At 65.7% G+C, this 18,084-nt stretch carries 12 protein-coding genes and 1 tRNA gene; 7 read left to right on the top strand and 6 right to left on the bottom strand.

Features of this window, described 5'->3' with window-relative positions:
• Positions 1-62: 62 nt before the first annotated feature.
• Both CWS39_RS29700 and CWS39_RS29695 read left to right on the top strand, forming a co-directional pair.
• Positions 63-314, top strand: coding sequence for a TadE family type IV pilus minor pilin (locus CWS39_RS29700; protein ID WP_233213603.1), 252 nt, complete (start codon positions 63-65; stop codon positions 312-314).
• Positions 217-654, top strand: coding sequence for an Rv3654c family TadE-like protein (locus CWS39_RS29695; protein ID WP_255413039.1), 438 nt, complete (start codon positions 217-219; stop codon positions 652-654). The genes CWS39_RS29700 and CWS39_RS29695 overlap by 98 nt, the downstream gene beginning before the upstream one ends.
• Positions 655-1,482: 828 nt before the next feature.
• On the opposite strand, the gene CWS39_RS20690 is transcribed toward CWS39_RS29695, so the two are convergent.
• Positions 1,483-2,574, bottom strand: coding sequence for a PAS domain-containing protein (locus CWS39_RS20690; RefSeq protein WP_158240385.1), 1,092 nt, complete (start codon positions 2,572-2,574; stop codon positions 1,483-1,485).
• 283 nt (positions 2,575-2,857) lie between these two features.
• Entirely contained in the window at positions 2,858-5,188 is a 2,331-nt protein-coding gene (locus CWS39_RS20685) for a DEAD/DEAH box helicase (RefSeq protein ID WP_102144796.1), read from the bottom strand.
• Positions 5,189-5,489: 301 nt separating this feature from the next.
• Between CWS39_RS20685 and CWS39_RS20680 the strand changes: the two genes are divergently transcribed.
• The 3 genes from CWS39_RS20680 to topA all read left to right on the top strand — a co-directional run bounded on the left by CWS39_RS20680 (position 5,490) and on the right by topA (position 9,308).
• Positions 5,490-5,693: a cold-shock protein gene (locus tag CWS39_RS20680; protein WP_006243848.1), complete on the top strand. Its 204-nt coding sequence runs from the start codon at positions 5,490-5,492 to the stop codon at positions 5,691-5,693.
• 102 nt (positions 5,694-5,795) lie between these two features.
• Complete coding sequence (locus CWS39_RS20675; protein ID WP_102144795.1) at positions 5,796-6,386, top strand: hypothetical protein; 591 nt, start codon at positions 5,796-5,798, stop codon at positions 6,384-6,386.
• A gap of 135 nt (positions 6,387-6,521) precedes the next feature.
• Complete coding sequence (gene topA / locus CWS39_RS20670) at positions 6,522-9,308, top strand: type I DNA topoisomerase (protein ID WP_102144794.1); 2,787 nt, start codon at positions 6,522-6,524, stop codon at positions 9,306-9,308.
• Between the two features lie 74 nt (positions 9,309-9,382).
• Here the strand turns inward: topA and CWS39_RS20665 are convergent, their stop codons facing one another.
• Positions 9,383-10,981 carry an adenylate/guanylate cyclase domain-containing protein gene (locus CWS39_RS20665; protein ID WP_233213605.1) on the bottom strand — a complete coding sequence of 533 codons (1,599 nt, stop codon included), beginning with the start codon at positions 10,979-10,981 and terminating at the stop codon, positions 9,383-9,385.
• Positions 10,982-11,069: 88 nt separating this feature from the next.
• Between CWS39_RS20665 and CWS39_RS20660 the strand changes: the two genes are divergently transcribed.
• Both CWS39_RS20660 and CWS39_RS20655 read left to right on the top strand, forming a co-directional pair.
• The gene (locus CWS39_RS20660; RefSeq protein ID WP_102144792.1) at positions 11,070-12,284 is read left to right on the top strand and encodes a DNA polymerase III subunit delta'; all 1,215 of its coding nucleotides are present in this window, start codon (positions 11,070-11,072) and stop codon (positions 12,282-12,284) included.
• A gap of 24 nt (positions 12,285-12,308) precedes the next feature.
• Positions 12,309-12,384 (top strand) — tRNA-Thr (locus tag CWS39_RS20655).
• An 85-nt stretch (positions 12,385-12,469) separates the two neighbouring features.
• On the opposite strand, the gene CWS39_RS20650 is transcribed toward CWS39_RS20655, so the two are convergent.
• The 3 genes from CWS39_RS20650 to CWS39_RS20640 form a co-directional block, all read right to left on the bottom strand.
• Positions 12,470-13,399, bottom strand: a complete 930-nt coding sequence (locus CWS39_RS20650) for a hypothetical protein (protein ID WP_142386897.1) — start codon at positions 13,397-13,399, stop codon at positions 12,470-12,472.
• Positions 13,400-13,504: 105 nt separating this feature from the next.
• Positions 13,505-15,688 (bottom strand): TPR repeat domain-containing protein, encoded by a 2,184-nt coding sequence (locus CWS39_RS29255; RefSeq protein ID WP_199178226.1) that lies wholly within the window; start codon positions 15,686-15,688, stop codon positions 13,505-13,507.
• Between the two features lie 342 nt (positions 15,689-16,030).
• On the bottom strand, positions 16,031-17,473 hold the full coding sequence (locus tag CWS39_RS20640; RefSeq protein ID WP_233213602.1) for a hypothetical protein: 1,443 nt from the start codon (positions 17,471-17,473) through the stop codon (positions 16,031-16,033).
• Positions 17,474-18,084: the final 611 nt, after the last annotated feature.

Here is an 18,084-nt window from a genome sequence, read left to right as displayed (position 1 = left end):
GAGCCGTCACGGTCGAGGCGGCCTTCGCGATCGCCGCGCTGGTGGTTGCGCTGGTGCTGTGCATGTCCGGCCTCGCCGTGGTGTCGATGCAGGTGCGGTGTGTCGACGCGGCCCGCGAAGCCGCGCGGTTGGCGGCCCGTGGCGACGGCGGCGCGGCGACGGGCGCCGCCCGCGGCATCGCGCCGCACGGTGCGTCGGTGGAGCTGCGACGAGACGGTGACATGGTGGTCGCGCGGGTCGTGGCGCGCTCGAACCTGTTGCCGGGGCTGGCGATCACGGCTCAAGCCGTGGCCGCGGTCGAGCCCGGTATGTGACGAAGGCGGTTCGGCGACACTGATCGCCGCCGCGATGATCGCGGTACTGGTGACGGTGACCGTCGGCGGGAGTTACGTCGGGGCTGCGGTGATCGCCCGCCACCGGGCCCAGGCAGCGGCGGATCTGGCGGCGCTGGCGGCGGCCGGGCACCTGGCGACGGGTGACGACGCGGCATGCGGGCAGGCGTCGCGGATCGCCGAGGCGATGCACACCCGGGTCGTGGGCTGTGTGGTGGACGGACTCGACGTCGTCGTCACCGTGGACGCCCGGGTCGCGCTGGGCCGATGGGGCGTGGGTCCGGCACGCGCCGGGGCACGGGCCGGCCCGGCCGAAGGCTAGGTCTTCGCCGCTTTCACTTTCGCGCGCTTGGCTTTTCGCAGCACCTTGGCAGGCGTAGCGGCTACGGCCTCATCGGCTCGCGGTGCCGACTCGTCGAGCCACCGGTAGCGCTGAGCGCTCAACCGCTATCGTGAACCTAAACTAAATCGGGGATACTCGCGCGGGTTGGTTCGCTGAGGTTGATGGGTGGAAACCAAAGCGCTCCGCGCAGAGGGCGGTAGTCGGCGACGGCGAAAGCGGTTGCAGCTGCGGACATTAGCGCGCCGAAAACGGCGGGCTGGTGGGTGGCGTGTTCGGGCAAATCGATCACCAGCCACACGAGTAGCAACATTGATGTGGTGTTAAGTAAGTCGATTAGGTCTCGGCGACACGCGCCGGCGTGCAGAACGTTCCCTGGCCGCTGCGATCGAAGCGCGCGAGTCTCCGCGACAAAACAATCACGCAACAAGGTTCTATGACTTGAGCGGCGATGCGCCAGCAGTCTGCGGTTAAGCCATGCCTCAAGCCGAGCGGGCGTGTTACCGATTCGCGTTCGTTGTCGCCGGTCGCTGAAAGGACTTCACGGCGTTTTCCCTCGCGCTTGGCTTTCGGGTGACCTTGGGCCGGCACGCCTCAGTCGCCACGTTCACGGATCGCTCGTCGAGCACCTCGAGCGGCGCTAGGGGCGACCGGATATCGACGCATCGCCACAGGCCCACGTCGTCGTTCGCTTCGACTGTGCGGTCACCGCGTCGAGTGTGCCCCTACTGTGAGGATTTTCGAGAATTACCGCAGCTGGCGCACACTCGACGCAGTGAGTTCACACTCGGCGCTCTCCCCAAAAGGCGGCTAGGTCTTCGCCGCTTTCACTTTCGCGCGCTTGGCTTTTCGCAGCACCTTGGCAGGCGTAGCGGATGCGGCCTCATCGACGTCGAGGTCGGCGGCGGCGACCTCTTCGTCGGTCGCCAGTCGCAGCGCCACCAATCCGGCGTACGTGTCGTCCTCGAGTTCGATGCGGTTGACGGTCATGTGCACCGGCGTCCAGCCGTCACCGGAGCGCAGCCGAAGCACCCCCGACGTGGCCCCGTCGGCGAATTCGATTGTCATTCTTGCCATATGGCGGGCGTCGGCGGGGTGCACCATCGGCTCGCCTGCCTCACGGGCCCGCCAGTCGAAGAACGGTGCCGGCTCGTCGAGCCACCGCAGCAGCTTCCAGTTGTCGAGATCGACCAGCGCGCGATGGACTCCGGATTGGGCCAGCCCGTTGATGATTCGCTGGGCCAGGTGATCCGGCGCCACGACCGGTCCGTCCTGCTCACTGCGCCAGTTCATGGCGCGGCAGATCAGCCGCTCGGTGCCGTCATCCTGGGCCTCCAACAGGGTGCGCGCCACGAACCCCACCGTGATCAACTCGCCGTTCTGATCGGCGACATTCCAGGTGCTGCACAGCGCCTTGCCCGGTTCGGGCTTGACCGCCATCGACAGCACCTTGGTTTCACTCTCGTTGAGGTCGCGCGTCGGCAGATCGTCGGCGAAAGCCCGGCCGTGCGTGGCTTCCGTCTCGGGATTCTTACCGCTGTTGTACAGCGACTCCGGGGTGTCGGTGGCGACGCCCCGCGTCAGATCCCACATCAACGCACCGGGGATGGGACGCTCCGGCGGCGCCATATCGGGTGGGCCGATCCACAGGTGCACGCCGTGGATCTTGCCGTCCGACATTTGGACCACCTCGGTACGGATCACGCGGTCGTTCTTCGGGGTGATGCTGCTCAGGCCCTGCCCGGCGCGCACCGTTTCGGCGATGGCCGTCTGAATCGCCATCAAGTGCGGATTACGTCGCAGAAACGCGCTGATCGGGACGAGGTTCTTGGTTTGCCGACCTCTGGCGACCACGGCGGGCTCGCTGCCAAGCGTCTCCACGAGCAGCCAGTCGTGGGTCATAGCGGCATTTTACCGGCCGGCGGGCCGCAGCATCGCCGTTGAAGCAACCTACGGAATCCGTAGTTTCCGGTCCCGAAAGAGCGTCGGAGAGGCAGCTCTGAAGTTGCAGGAAGCGCTGGAGACAAGGTATTTTGCGACTGCGCCCGCTTGCCGGGATTGGAAACGGATCGCGTTGTCCGACCGTTGTCGCAATCGTCTGTGTGTTCGGCGTGTTCGAACAGCGAACCTGCCGCTGATCCGTGGGGGGCGACCGTCGAGGGGTCGGTCGTCACCTACGGGTGGCTCATCGGCCCAGATGACCCGCCAGCTCGCCGAGCACCAGACGCAACACCCTCACCGCCCCGGATTTGTCGAGCGGATCATTGCCGTTGCCGCACTTCGGCGACTGCACACACGACGGACATCCCGACGGGCACTCGCACGCCGCGATGGCCGCTGCGGTGGCGCCCCACCAGGTGTTGATCTGGCGGTAACCGCGATCGGCGAAGCCGGCCCCGCCGGGATAGCCGTCGTAAACAAAGATGGTCGGCAATCCATCCACCGGGCCCACCGCCATCGAGACCCCGCCGATGTCGCCGCGGTCACAGCTGGCCACCAGCGGCAGCAGGCCGATCGCCGCGTGCTCGGCCGCATGCAGCGCGCCTGGCACCCGAAGCGGTTCAACTCCGTTGTCCTGCAGCGCTTCCGGCGTGATGGTGCACATCACCGCCGTGGTGTCCAGGGTGCGCGTCGGCATATCGAGTTCGACGTAGTCGATCACCTCACCGTCCAGTCGGCGGCGCAGATAGCCGATCACCGTGTTGGACACCGACACCGGTACCAGCCCGATGGTGATGGGCCCGAACGTCTTTCGCTCACCCGAACCGGTGACGGCCACGTCGGTCAGTTCCCGCGCGAAGGTGGTGTAGCCCGGGTCGCCCGCGTGCACGAACGCGACGCCGGCCTCGAAGTCCAGCGAATCCACGATGAAGCTCTCGCCCTGATGTAGATAGACCGCACCGGGGTGAACCGACGCCGGCGCCTGACCCACCCCGGCGCTGCCCAGCAACCGCCCCGTCTCGCCCTCGAGGATCGCGATCTGCCCGCCCGACGAGCCGCGGATGTCCACCGCCGGATGCGGGTCGAGGCCCGGGGCGGGGAAGTAGCCGTTGGCGCGTCGACGCAGTAGTCCGTCGTCGACCAGAGAGTGTGCCACCGCCTCGGCGTTCCACATCCGCACCTCGGCATCGGTGAGCGGTAACTCGGTTGCCGCGCAGAGCAGTTGCGGCCCAAGCACATACGGGTTGGCAGGGTCGATGACCACGCGTTCGATCGGCTTGTCCAGCAACGCCGACGGATGATGCACCAGGTAGGTGTCCAGCGGGTCGTCGCGAGCGATCAGCACGATCAGCGCGCCCTGACCGCGACGCCCGGACCGGCCCGCCTGCTGCCAGAACGAGGTGACGGTGCCCGGAAACCCCGCCATCACCACCGCGTCCAGCCCCGCGATGTCGACGCCTAGCTCCAACGCGTTCGTCGTCGCCAGTCCGCGCAATTCCCCCTCGGCGAGTGCGCGCTCCAACGCCCGTCGGTCCTCGGCCAGATAACCGGCGCGGTAGGACGCCACCCGCTCCGCCAGCTCCGGCGCCACGTCTTCGAGGCGCGCTCGTGCCCCCAGCGCGGTGAGCTCGGCGCCGCGACGGGACCGGACGAACGTCAACGTGCGCGCGCCCTCGGCGATCAGGTCGGCCATCACGCGGGCCGCCTCGGCGCCGGCGGAACGCCTTACCGGAGCGCCGTTTTCACCCACCAGGTCGGTGCGCAACGCCGGCTCCCACAGCGCGATGGTGCGGGCACCCTGCGGTGAGCCGTCCTCGGTGACCTCGACGACCGTCTGCCCGATCAACTCCGAAGCGGTGGCCGCCGGCGCGGCGGTGGTGGCGCTGGCGAAGATCACCGTCGGGCCCGAAGACCCCCCCGAGTAGCGGGCGCAAAGCCGGAGCAGCCGCCGCAGCACCAGCGCCACGTTCGAGCCGAAAATCCCGCGATAGTAATGGCATTCGTCGACGACGATGTAGCGCAGATTGCGCAGAAACACCGCCCAGCGTGCGTGGTTGCGCAGCAGCGACAGGTGGATCATGTCCGGGTTGGAGAAGATCCAGCGCGACCGTTCACGGGCAAATCGCCGCACCTCGCCGGGACTGTCGCCGTCGTAGGAGCTGGGCGCGACGTCGTTACACCGCGCGATGGCATCGGTCAACGCCTGCGCCGTCCGCAATTGGTCGTGCCCGAGCGCTTTGGTCGGTGAGAGGTACAACGCCCGCGCACGCGGATTGCCCGCCAGCGCGCACAGGATCGGCAGCTGATATCCCAGGGACTTGCCCGAGGCCGTGCCGGTGCTCAGCACCACGTGCCTGCCCGCGTGCGCCAGATCGGCGGCGGCAAGTTGATGCGACCACGGTCCGGTGATGCCCCGATCAACGAACGCAGACACCACGTCTGAGTCGGCCCATTGCGGCCACGGCTGCGGGTCCCCCCGGCGGGGCGGCAGCTCGGCCACGTGGCGTAGCGGGTGCTCGTCGGGATCGGTGCCTTCGACCGCGCAAGCCAGCAGCTCGCGGCCGAATTCGGTCATCAAAACTCCTTCCGGGGCGGTGCTTGCTGGGTGGTCTGCCGGGCCCGTAGGTGAATTCTTCCCCAACCGAAGCGCGCCATGACTGTCGCAGCTGGCCAGAACGTGATTGACTTACGGCGGTCGCAGCTTCTGTGTTCGTGTATTTGCACTCGCAGGATCGACGTTGCGATCGCGGTTCCTGCGAGAGTTGTAGGTCGGGTCAAGTTCCGACGACTCCACGAGGTATGGCGGTCGGAACGGGCCCGGTGTACCGAAACACGGTGGACCGCACCCGGTGAATAAGAGAAGGAAACAACAGGAAATGCCACAGGGAACTGTGAAGTGGTTCAACGCGGAGAAGGGCTTCGGCTTCATTGCCCCGGAGGACGGATCCGCCGACGTCTTCGTTCACTACACGGAGATTCAGGGCAGCGGCTTCCGCACCCTGGAAGAGAACCAGAAGGTTGAGTTCGAGGTCGGCCAAAGCCCCAAGGGGCCGCAAGCCACGGGTGTTCGGGCCGTCTGAAGCCAGGACCAGCAAGCCTGAGAAACGCCCCGCGTCGTCCATCCGGACGCGCGGGGCGTTTCTATTTCTGACGGGGCTGCCCGGCTGGCTTACTGTCGGTTTGTGAGCCAGCTGTCGTTCTTCTCGGCAGAGTCGGTACCGCCCGCGGTCGCCGACCTGACCGGGCTGCTCGCCGCGCCGGGTCAGGTGGTGCTGGTGGGCGGCGCGAGCGACCCCGCCGCGCGGCTTTCGGTGGTGGTGGATGCGCTGTGGCGGGCCGAGGCCATCGCCGAGATGATCCGCGATGCGGGTCTGCAGCCCGAGATCGGCCGCACCGACGAGAACACACCCCTGGTGCGCACCGCCGTCGACCCGCGGCTGCTGGCCATCGCCGCGGACTGGACCCGCGGCGCGGTCAAGACCGTCCCGCCGCAGTGGCTGCCCGGGCCGCGGGAGCTGCGAGCCTGGACGCTGGCCGCGGGCACCCCCGAAGCCGACCGCTACCTGCTGGGGCTGGATCCGCACGCCCCCGACACACACGCGCCGCTCGCCTCGGCCCTGATGCGGGTGGGCATCGCACCGACGCTGATCGGCACCCGCGGGGCCCGTCCGGCGTTGCGGATCAGTGGGCGGCGACGGCTATCGCGCCTGGTAGAGAACGTCGGGGAACCGCCCGACAATGCCGAAGCGTTGACGCAATGGCCACGTATATAGAGCCCCGCTGCGAGGGGGCCAGTTTGCGTAGGCTCGCGCGGGGTGCGAAATTGTCAGTTGCCTTGCACGCCGGTCCACCACCGACTCAGTACCCCGGCGCAGTACGGCAACTGAAGAAGTGGAGCGTAGGCAAAGGTGGCTGACCAGGACCGCGGCAGCGGCGGTAACGGAAGCGTGCGGCGACTCGTCATAGTCGAGTCGCCCACCAAGGCGCGCAAAATCGCCAGCTTCCTCGGCTCCAATTACATCGTCGAGTCGTCACGCGGGCACATTCGGGATTTGCCGAGGAACGCCGCCGACGTCCCCGCCAAGTACAAGTCCGAGCCGTGGGCGCGGCTCGGGGTGAATGTCGAGCACAACTTCGAGCCGCTCTACATCATCAGCCCCGACAAGAAGAGCACTGTCAACGAGCTCAAAAGCCTGCTCAAGGATGTCGACGAGCTGTATCTGGCGACGGACCCCGACCGCGAGGGCGAGGCCATCGCGTGGCATCTGCTGGAGACGCTGAAGCCCAACATTCCGGTCAAGCGGATGGTGTTCCACGAGATCAGCGAGCCGGCCATCCGCGCGGCCGCCGAAGAACCGCGCGATCTGGACAATGACCTGGTCGACGCGCAGGAAACCCGCCGCATCCTGGACCGGCTGTACGGCTACGAGGTCAGCCCGGTGCTGTGGAAAAAGGTGGCGCCGAAGCTGTCGGCGGGCCGGGTGCAGTCGGTGGCGACGCGCATCATCGTGCAGCGCGAACGCGAGCGGATGGCGTTCCGCAGCGCCACCTATTGGGACGTCACCGCCGAGCTCGACGCCAGCGTTTCGGACGCCGCCGCTTCCCCTCCTAGGTTCACCGCCAAGCTGAACTCCGTCGACGGGCTGCGGGTGGCCACCGGCCGCGATTTCGATTCGCTGGGTGAGCTCCGCAAGCCCGACGAGGTGCTGGTGCTCGACGAGGCCGCCGCGTCGGCGCTGGCCGCCGCGCTGCGCGGCGCATCGCTGACCGTTTCCTCCGTCGAGCAGAAGCCCTATACCCGTCGGCCGTATCCGCCGTTCATGACCTCGACGCTGCAGCAGGAGGCCGGGCGCAAGCTGCGGTTCAGCTCGGAGCGCACGATGAGCATTGCGCAGCGGCTCTACGAGAACGGCTACATCACTTATATGCGCACCGACTCGACGACGCTGTCGCAGTCGGCGATCGACGCCGCACGCAACCAGGCGCGTCAGCTCTACGGCGAGGAGTACGTCCATCCGACGCCGCGCCAGTACACCCGCAAGGTCAAGAACGCCCAGGAGGCGCACGAGGCCATCCGGCCGGCCGGCGACGTGTTCCAAACGCCGGGCCAGCTGCATGCGGCGCTGGACACCGACGAGTTCCGGCTCTACGAGCTGATCTGGCAGCGCACGGTGGCCTCGCAGATGGCCGATGCGCGCGGGACGACGCTGTCGCTGCGCATCTCCGGGTCCGCCGCCGACGGGCGCGAGGTCGTGTTCAGCGCGAGCGGGCGCACCATCACGTTCCCGGGCTTCCTGAAGGCCTACGTGGAGAGCATCGACGAGCTGGCCGGCGGTGAATCCGACGACGCGGAGAGCCGGCTGCCTTCGCTGGAGCAGGGCCAGCATGTCGACGCCACTGAGCTGACCCCCGACGGGCACACCACCAACCCGCCGGCCCGATACACCGAGGCCTCGCTGATCAAGGCGCTGGAAGACCTCGGCATCGGCCGGCCCTCGACATACTCGTCGATCATCAAGACCATCCAGGACCGCGGCTACGTGGTGAAAAAGGGCAGCGCGCTGGTGCCGTCATGGGTGGCGTTCGCGGTCACCGGCCTGCTGGAGCAGCACTTCGGCCGACTGGTGGACTACGGCTTCACCGCGGCCATGGAGGACGAGCTCGACGAGATTGCCGCCGGCCACGAGCAACGAACGGTGTGGCTCAACAACTTCTACTTCGGTGGCGAGCACGGCGTGCCGGAGTCGATCGCCCGTTCGGGCGGGCTGAAAAAGCTGGTCGGCGTGAATCTCGAGGGCATCGACGCCCGAGAAGTCAACTCCATCAAGCTGTTTGACGACGCCGAAGGGCGCCCGGTGTATGTCCGCGTGGGCAAGAACGGCCCGTATCTCGAGCGAATGATCACCGGCGAGGACGGTGAGCCGACGCCGCAGCGGGCGAACCTGAACGATTCGCTGACGCCCGACGAGCTGACGCTGGAGCTGGCCGAAAAGCTTTTCGCCACACCGCAAGAAGGCCGATCGCTGGGTGTCGACCCGGAAACCGGGCACGAGATCGTCGCCAAGGACGGCCGCTACGGCCCGTACGTGACAGAGGTGCTGCCGGAGCCTGACGAGCCTGAGGATGGCGCGCCCGCGAAGAAGGGCAAGAAGCCGACGGGTCCCAAGCCGCGGACGGGTTCGCTGCTGCGGTCGATGGACCTGGAGACGGTCACGCTCGACGATGCGTTGAAGCTGTTGTCGCTGCCGCGGGTCGTTGGCGTCGACCCGAATACCGGTGAGGAGATCACCGCGCAGAACGGCCGCTACGGCCCGTATCTCAAGCGCGGCAGTGATTCTCGGTCACTGGCCACCGAGGAGCAGATCTTCACCATCACCCTCGACGAGGCGCTCAAGATCTATGCGGAGCCGAAACGCCGTGGGCGCCAAGGCGCGGCGGCGCCGCCGCTGCGGGAACTGGGTACCGATCCGGTGTCCGGTAAGCAGATGGTGGTCAAGGACGGGCGCTTCGGTCCGTACGTCACCGACGGCGAGACCAACGCCAGCCTGCGCAAGGGCGATGACGTGATGTCGATCACCGACGAGCGGGCCTCCGAGCTGCTGGCCGACCGTCGCGCGCGTGGTCCGGTGAAGCGCAAGGCCGCGAAGAAGACGGCGAAGAAGAGCCCGGCGAAGAAGGCCGCCAAGAAGGTTTAGCGCGGACCGCGTTGAGATTGCACTCAGGGTCGTGATCGCGCGGAATCGGCAGCCCTGGATGCAATCTCAACGCGTTAGCCGGTGACGTCGGTCGACACGTCATTGGCGGCCTCTCGCGGAGACACCAGATTCAGCGGGCGGGCCAACTGCGTGGGCACGGTGCGGCCGCGCAGTTCGACGATCTCGCCGACGTCCCAGCACAGCGCCTCGGCATCGAGCGCGCCGCTGACGGCGATCGCCGACGCGAGCACGTGGCCTTCCTCCAGCTTGGCCAGCTCGGTGAGGCGGGCGGCCTCGTTGACCGGATCGCCGATGACGGTGTACTCGAAGCGGGCCTGCGCGCCGATGTGCCCGGCGATGGCCCGCCCGGCTGACACGCCGATGCCGAATTCGGTGTCGGTGCCGAGCACTTCGATCAGTTCGTCGTGCAGCTCACGCGAGGCCGCGAGCGCGGCGCCGCAGGCGTCGGGGTGCTCGATCGGGGCGCCAAAGATGGCAAGTGCGGCGTCGCCCTGAAACTTGTTGACGAAGCCGCCGTGGCGGTTGACTGTGTCGACCACGACGCGGAAGAACTCGTTGAGCAAATTGACGACCTGCGCGGCGGGAATGGTGGACGCGAGCCGCGTCGACCCCACCAGGTCGACGAAAAGCACTGCGACGTCGCGTTCTTGGCCGCCGAGCTCGGTGCCGCGCTCCAGGGCGCGACGGGCGACGTCCTCGCCGACGTAGCGGCCGAACAGGTCGCGCAGCCGTTGCCGCTCGGCCAGGTCGCGCACCATGTCGTTGAATCCGGCTTGCAGCAAGCCCAATTCGCTGGCGTCGTAGATCTGCATGTGCGCGTTGTAGTTGCCGCGCTGCACTTCGCCCAGGGCCCAGCGCAATTGGCGCAGAGGGTCGGCGATGGACATCGCGACCAGCACGGTGCCGGCCAGGCCGATCACCAGCGCGGCGACGGCCAGGATCAGGATCGGCGTGGTGAGCCGCGACGCCGGCGCGGAGAGCAGCTCGAACTTGCTGGCCACCAACGCCAGGATGATCGCCAGCAGCGGCACGCCGGTGGAGAGCACCCAGGTGAGCACCTGGCGCAGGATGACGCCGGGGGCGCGGAAGTTCTCCGGCACGCCGCCGCGCAGCGCGGCCACGGCCACTGGACGCAGCACCCGCTCCGATTGCAGGTAGCCGATGATCGCCGTCGCGGTGGCGCCCAGGCCGGTGGCGACGGCGACGACAGGGGCGGAGTTGCTCGCGACCGGCCAGCTGGCCGCGATGAAGACGATGGAGCCCAGGAACCAGTTGGTGACGCTGATCAGGGTGCGGTAGAAGGGCATCTTCAGCGCGCGGGCGCGGGCCAGCTCGGTGCTGGCCGGGTCGGTGTCGCCGAGCAGCATGTCGCGCCGCTGCCAGCGCATGACCGGCGTGAGCATGCGCAGGGTCAGATACGAGGCGATGGTGAACGACACGAACAAATAGCCCAGGAAGATGGCCAGGTTGAAGACCGGCAGATCCTGCAACTGAAGGCGGTCCTCGGGCGGCAGGCCGAAACGCAGAAAGCCCAGGACGAACAGGGCGCCGATGATGTCGGCCTGCAGCATGCCAAGGGTGAACACCGGCCATGGGGTGCGCGCGACCCAGCGCACGAACGCGCTGATTCGCCCGATCGGTATCGCCTCCATGGTCACGCAACAACCGTATCGGGCCGGGCTGACCTGTTAGAGCGCTGTGAGACAGACGTGTCGGTTTGCAGCACTACTGTTATTCGCGATGGCCGGTGTTTTTTCGCGTCTTGTGGGGCAGGACGCCGTGGAAGCCGAGTTGGTGGCCGCGGCGCAGGCCGCGCGCGGTGACGCAGCTCATAGTGGGGTTGCGACCGGAACGATGACACATGCGTGGCTGATCACCGGGCCGCCGGGCTCGGGTCGGTCGGTGGCGGCGCTGTGTTTCGCGGCGGCGCTGCAGTGCACATCCGACGGGGTGCCGGGCTGCGGTGAGTGTCGGGCCTGCACCACGACGATGGCCGGGACGCACGCCGACGTGCGGCGCATCATCCCCGAAGGGCTGTCGATCGGCGTGGATGAGATGCGCAACATCGTGCAGATCGCGTCGCGGCGCCCGGGCACGGGGCGATGGCAGATCGTGGTGATCGAGGACGCGGACCGGCTGACCGAGGGCGCGGCGAATGCGCTGCTGAAGGTGGTGGAGGAGCCGCCGCCGTCGACGGTGTTCCTGCTGTGCGCGCCGTCGGTGGATCCGGAGGACATCGCGATCACGCTGCGGTCGCGGTGCCGGCACGTCGCGCTGGTGACGCCAAAGGCGGAGGCGATCGAGCGGGTGCTGATCGAGACCGACGGGCTGCCTGCGGAGGACGCCCGGTGGGCGGCGTCGGTCAGCGGCGGGCACGTGGGCCGGGCGCGCCGGCTGGCAGTTGACGGGGAGGCGCGGGAGCGCCGGCAGCGGGCGTTGGGGCTGGCGCGGGACGCGGCGACGCCGTCGCGGGCGTATGCGGCGGCGGAGGAGTTGGTGGCGGCGGCGGAGGCCGAGGCGTTGGCGTTGACGGTCGACCGCAATGAGTCGGAGACGGAGGAGCTGCGCACGGCGTTGGGTGCCGGCGGCACCGGTAAGGGCACGGCGGGGGCGCTGCGTGGCGCGACGGGGGCGATCAGAGACCTTGAGCGACGGCAGAAGTCGCGTCAGACGCGGGCGTCGCGTGATGCGCTGGACCGGGCGTTGATCGACCTGGCGACGTACTTCCGGGATGCGTTGTTGGTGGCGTCGGGCGCGGAGACGATCGCGGCGAACCATCCGGATATGGCGGAGCGGGTGGCGGCGATGGCGGCGGTGGTGCCGCCGGAGAGGCTGCTGCGGTGCATCGAGGCGGTGCTGGAGTGCCGGGAGGCGCTGGCGGTCAATGTGAAGCCGAAGTTCGCGGTCGACGCGATGGTCGCCACCGTGGGGCAAGCACTGCGCGCGGACCTGTAAACTCACGTGGGCCCGAAGGGGCACGCCACCTTAGCTCAGTCGGTAGAGCGATTCACTCGTAATGAATAGGTCAGGGGTTCGATTCCCCTAGGTGGCTCCAGTTTGTATGTCAGCGGGTTGGCGGCGGCGAGCGGACGCTGGTGAGCCAAGCGTTCGACGGCCTAGCGGTGGGCTGGGATTCTGGGTCAGCTACCCTTGGCACTGGCGTACCAGTCCACAAAACCCGATATATCCAGCCCTCGCGTGTAAAGGTAATCGCGTTGACTCTGGTAGTAGTCCTCCAGGCCTGCATTGCGCTGCTGAACGATCTCGTCAGGCGTCAGAAGTCTTCGACCCTCGACGTAATCCAATATTTGTCCCTCAATAGGAGTTTCGGCGACAGGGACACAAGCCGATGCCATCGCATATAGGATGTCGTCCATCGCTTGATGACTGTTTTTGGTCGGGATATTTGCAGAACTGGCAGCCGCCGCGGCGAGGCCAGACAGCGTGGCAGCCGTTTGAATCGCTTTTGCACCGCTGCTGGTCGACTGCTCTTGACCGGTGCAGGCTTGTCGGGCTGCATCAGCGGCGACACCCGCGGCACGTTCGTATGCGCTGTCTATGAACTGAGTGCCTGCATCTCTACCGGTAGCGATCACAACGAAAACGTCGCGGCTAGCAGCCAAATCGCCAAGAGGCTTAAACCCGTCGACCGCGTCATCATCCGCCATCGAGACCTGGTAGGGGGTGAGCGCTGAAGCGTACGCCGAGACTAGATCCGGATTGATCTCACCGACCGAAGAATGTTGGAGCCCCAAGAACCCATGCGAGATCCCTTCTAAGTCATTGCGGTTGTCGGCGAGAAACGATGCGATGACATGCGCCGTCTCGCCGGCGCGGACGGCAGTTCGACCATCGCCAGACGTTGCATCCCGTTTAATCCACATGAAGTATCCGGCAGCTTTCGCGCCGTTGTCTGGCCAGTCGTATTTGCTGATCTCAGCGAGGAACTGCACGCCATCCGACCCGACCAGGAGCTCGTGGACGGTCGCAGGGTCGTTGTTCGACGGTAGCTCGGGCGTTTGGCGAGAACAGGCCGCCGCGAACCCGGCAATGGCGACCACAAGTGCCAAGCAGAAACGTGGCGCTCGTAACTGATGTGCGGAAGTCATCTGGCTACTCGATACCTGCGATGTCAAACTTGGCGAAATCGCGCACACATCCATCGACGGCTCTCGTCACTTCTTTACACCTCGTTCGACACCCGTGCCCTCATCGAACTCGGTATCAAAGGAATTGAAGACTGTCTCCCACTGGCTCGTGTTTGCAACGTAATCATATAGCGCCTGGTAATAATCCTGAATAGCCCCAGGGTTACTCTGCATCACCTGTTCTGGAGTCTGAAGGTGACCGCCGGGGGCAAACTGGCTGAGCGATTCATTGGGCGGGATTGTTCCTGTCGCATCATACAAAGCGGATGCTACGACCCACCGATTTAGATCCTGAACCTGCGTCAGGCTGTATGTCGACTCGGCGCCAGTTTTTTGTGGCAGTAGTTTTTCCGTAAGGAGGTCGCTACCAAAGCTTCCGACAATAGGTAGCTTGCCCACCGTCTCGTCTAGGGCCATCTTAATCGCTGACTTTCGAATGTCGTACCCTGTGTCTGTTCCCGCCTTATCTGCTGCTTCATTGAGAACGCCCAACATCCGCCCAGCGTGACCTAAATCGTTACCATTTGGTGGCGTTCCGCTGGACACCATCTGAGCTGTAGCATCTTGATAGGCGAGAATCTTCTCGTACGCTTCAGAGTTGAAGTACTTGGCGGCGTCGGGGTCGCCATTGAGGATCTCGAAGACGTTCCTCGCGTGCGAAAAATCCTTCTCGTTTTGTCCGTCAAGGGGCTCGAAGCCGGGGGTTGGGTCGCGTCGGTCACCGATCATTGACTCCTGAAACGGCGCAAGCGCCTCTGCGTAACCCCTTACAAGGTCGGGATTCTCCTCCCCAAGCGTGTTTACTCCGGCGACCAACTTGTCCCGGTTGTCACCGAGGTAGTCTGCCAGGGCGTAGGCGGTTTCACCCGCCTTTCTGTCCATCACGGGGTCGCTTCCGTTTGCGGCATCGTCGATCCAATCCGTGAGGGTTCTCGCCGCGTCACCATTGTCGGTCCACGGATGGTCCGCGATGTCATCGAGGAACTCTCGGCCATTTTCGCCGGTCAAGAACTTGTGGTCGATGACTGCGTCTCGACCTGCCGAATTAAAGATGTCCTGAACCACGCTGTCGACCTCTGTGCTCCTACCTCCGCCGTCAAGGATTTCAGCGGCTCGAGTCATTAAGCCGTCATCGAGCTGGGTGCCCTGTTGGAATCGGGCGTCTCCGTCCGCAACAAAACCAGCGATGGTCTTCAGTTCATTCTCTGTCGGGAGCTCGAAGAGGTCGTAACCCTCCGAATTGGGGATGTCCTTGAAGGCCGGAGAATTCAATACATCTTGGAGACTTGTCGGCAGCATTTCTTTATTTCCCGAAACAACCTCTTGCGGGACCTCAGGGAATAGTTCCGTCGTGTTGTCCGTCTTTGGGAACTTGACATCTGGATCGCTCATTAACTGCCAGGAGTTGGCCAGGATGCCCTTCTTGTCGCCGAGTTTGTCGCGGATCTCCGAAAGTTCGTTTAGCGACTTATTGTGCGTCTGATATTGCATCTGGCTAAGGATCTGTTGCTGTTCGGCGTTCAATGGTTCCCTGCCGGCGATCTGCGCATCACTGAAAGAATTGATGACGCGGTCTACCTCGGCCGCTGCCGCTGGGTTGCCATTCAGGGCGTTCTCTACGGTTGCCTTGGCCCAGTCCTTCGTTTCCTCCTCGTCCGGCTTCTCATCGCCGACTGCGTTCTGTACGTCACCTTCTTTGCTTGTCTTGGCGAACCTCTGACCACTGCGCAGCGCCTCGAACTCGCCCTGGAGCTTGCGCATTTCAGCCGCGATCACGTTCGATTCGCCGTTGGATCGTTGGACGATCTCCTGCAGCTGCGTCAGCCCCTTCTGCGCGAGCGCCATCCGCATCTGCTCACCGGACTTGCCCGGCGGAATGCTCGCCTCCATGTCCGCCACCCATTTGCGCAGGTTCTCCAGATCACGACGGCCCGCGGAAACCACCTCCGCAGACTGATCGACCTGCGTCTTCAGTTTCTGGTCCAGCGTGGCGAGCTCGCCGATGACCCGACGGTGTTCGGTGTTGGCCGCGTCATAGTTCGTCGCAGCTGAGCCACTCCATCGTGAGCCCGGCGCGGCGGCTTCCAGCCCCGACTCCAGCTGTCGCAGCTTGCTGCTGTTGTCGAACTTCTCACCCGTTTCGGGCGTGCCTTGGCCATAGGTCTGGCGTGCGTTGTCCCACGTCGTGTAGAACGCCCCGAGCACACTCATTTGCTCAGTATCTCAGGCCCCCAGCTACCTCGGTGCCACAAATCCGACCGCCGCCGGCGAGATGCACCACTCACGCTGGCGCGCACCGAGGTAACTATCGCGTCGACGACTCGGGCCGCGATGTCGGGCTCCGGCAGTTTAGGGCGCGGTGCTGGCGAGTTCGGGTCGCCCAGGCAGCAGTGCGACCTTGTGATTGGTCGTATCCTCTCGCTTCGCCATCCACTGCAGATTCAGCGGGTCTCTGGGCGCGGGACGCAGGGCAGGCTGCGGGCTGTCCCGGGCAAATGGCCTTGCAGGACAAGGATTATCGGCCCGACGAAATTCGCACCTCTTGGCGTCAGGCTAAGCCTGCCCTTGTAGGTCCTGGAGGAGGTTGGCAAGGTCCTGGTCACCGCGGCCGCGCAGCAGCTTTGTTACGTCGGCGGGCCGGCAATCGAGGCTCGCGGCCATTGCCGCGACAGGGTTGTGCAAGGGACAACCGAGCAACTGTCGTAGCCGCTGTATCCCGGTGGCCTCTGGATCGATCCGCGCGACCTCTAACGAGGCCTCGTCGAGTCTGAAGGTCAGCACGAGGGTGTTGGTCAGTGCTGCAGCGGTTGCTATGGCCAGTTGCCGCAGGGACCCGATGTTGGGTCCGTTGGTTGATGACAGTCGCCACGTGACGGCCACAGGACCTTGTGGGCTGGTGAATAGCCGCCGTTGTCCCGGGTTGATCCCGAGCGCGGTGGCTACTGCGGGATGGATCGGCCGGCTGGACCCGCGCACCACCTCGGTTGTCACCGTGACTGCCAACCGTAATTCGTTGTGCCCGTTGCGGAATGCGCCACGCGCAGTATGAAGGGGTCCGACAGGAGGCCATTCGTCGGCGTCGGTGCGCAGACGGACCATCTCCGCTTCGGTGATGAACGCGAGGGTATTGAGATACACGCGGATGGAGGACTCGGCCACGTCGGGAAACCTGGACACCAGGTCGTGGACTAGCTCGCTGACACGTACTTGCCCGCCGGAAGCTTCGATGCGGGCGGTGATCTCGTCGTAGATGCCGGAGTATTCGTCGAGTCCCCACTCGCGCAAAGCCCACGTCTGCCGGCTGGCGCGGGTGAACCGGTAATCGGCGTACAACGCGTCTTGAACCGCGCGTAAGGAGGTGTCGCCAATAGTTGCAGCGATGTCGTCCGGGGCGGCAGGAGTGCCGCGTGCGTGCAGCACCGAAGCGACCTTGTCGGCAGTCGAGCCGCTCCACCGCACCCAGAGTTCACCGAATCGCCGTAACGCCACCTGGTCATCGAGGTAGGCGTCGGCAACGTCGGGTGCCATGCCTACACCTGCCAGAGCCTGGGCGAGGGATGCGCCCGATGGTGCGGCGCACCGGTCGAACACGGAGTCAACGGCAGCTGAAACTTGTTGGTGTCCGCCACTTGTCGTGTTCTCCAACCAGCCGCCGCGACGCACATAGGGGCCCGCCAGGTACAGCAGCACCTGGGCAGCCTCGCTCGCCGGATCAATGTCGAGGCGACACAGTTCCGCGGCGACGGTGTCCGCGGGTACATACGGGCCTAGCCGGCGACTCAACTCGGCCGCGTGGTTGGCGACCTCGCGATGGGTCGGCGCGGCGATCAACTCAGCGAACCGGGCCTCGGCGCGGGGCTGGTTTCGGTGAATCCACACCGTGTGGACACCGAGCCGTTCAGCGACCGTGGCCAGCGATTGCGGCGTCGCCGTCCACACTCGGGCCGACAGCAGAATCCTGTCGCGCGCGTCGAGCTCGTCGAGAAGTCGCTGCACCGAAGTGGCAGCTCCGACGGGCTCGCATGTTGCTGCGGCGTCGCACTCGGCGACTGCATCCCTAGCCGCCCCCAGCAGGGCCCGCACGGTCGCCTTGCCCGCCTTCGGCCGGCCCAGCAGAGAACTTGGGGTCTCCCCGGCGATGTCCGACCAACACGTGAAATCCGCTGAATAGACGCTACGAGCCCGTCGGGGCAGCCGCGCATAGGGAATCGCGAAACCGCCGACCCTGACCAGGCCGGGGACAAGTTCACTGACTGGCGTATGCGCCATCGCAGGGGATAGCGCTTGGTCGCACCAATCGTCTTGGGACGGATCCATAGATGTGGTGGCGGCCGGCCGATGTCCGCGCGACAAGCTCAAAGTCCCTTCCTTGAGTGTGGCCAGAAGACCATCCAACGAAGTCAACTCGCGACCCGAAACTTTTGCGCAACCAGGCGACGACCAGTTCAGTAGCATACGTGGACGTCACTGATGAGGGCGTGTTTCCGATACTCGTGTGCGCCGGGTGCCTCCCGTCGTCTACGTGCTGGCCAGAGGCTAAAGAAAGGTGCTAGGCGTCGGTTCTGGCTCGGGTGTTGACCGGCACTCAGGATGAGCATGATGGCGGC

Origin of the sequence: Mycobacterium hubeiense, assembly GCF_002838065.1 — a bacterium.
GTDB classification, from domain to species: domain Bacteria; phylum Actinomycetota; class Actinomycetes; order Mycobacteriales; family Mycobacteriaceae; genus Mycobacterium; species Mycobacterium hubeiense.
The sequence above is the reverse complement of the archived record's forward strand: the minus strand, read 5'-3'. Positions and strand labels throughout refer to the sequence as shown.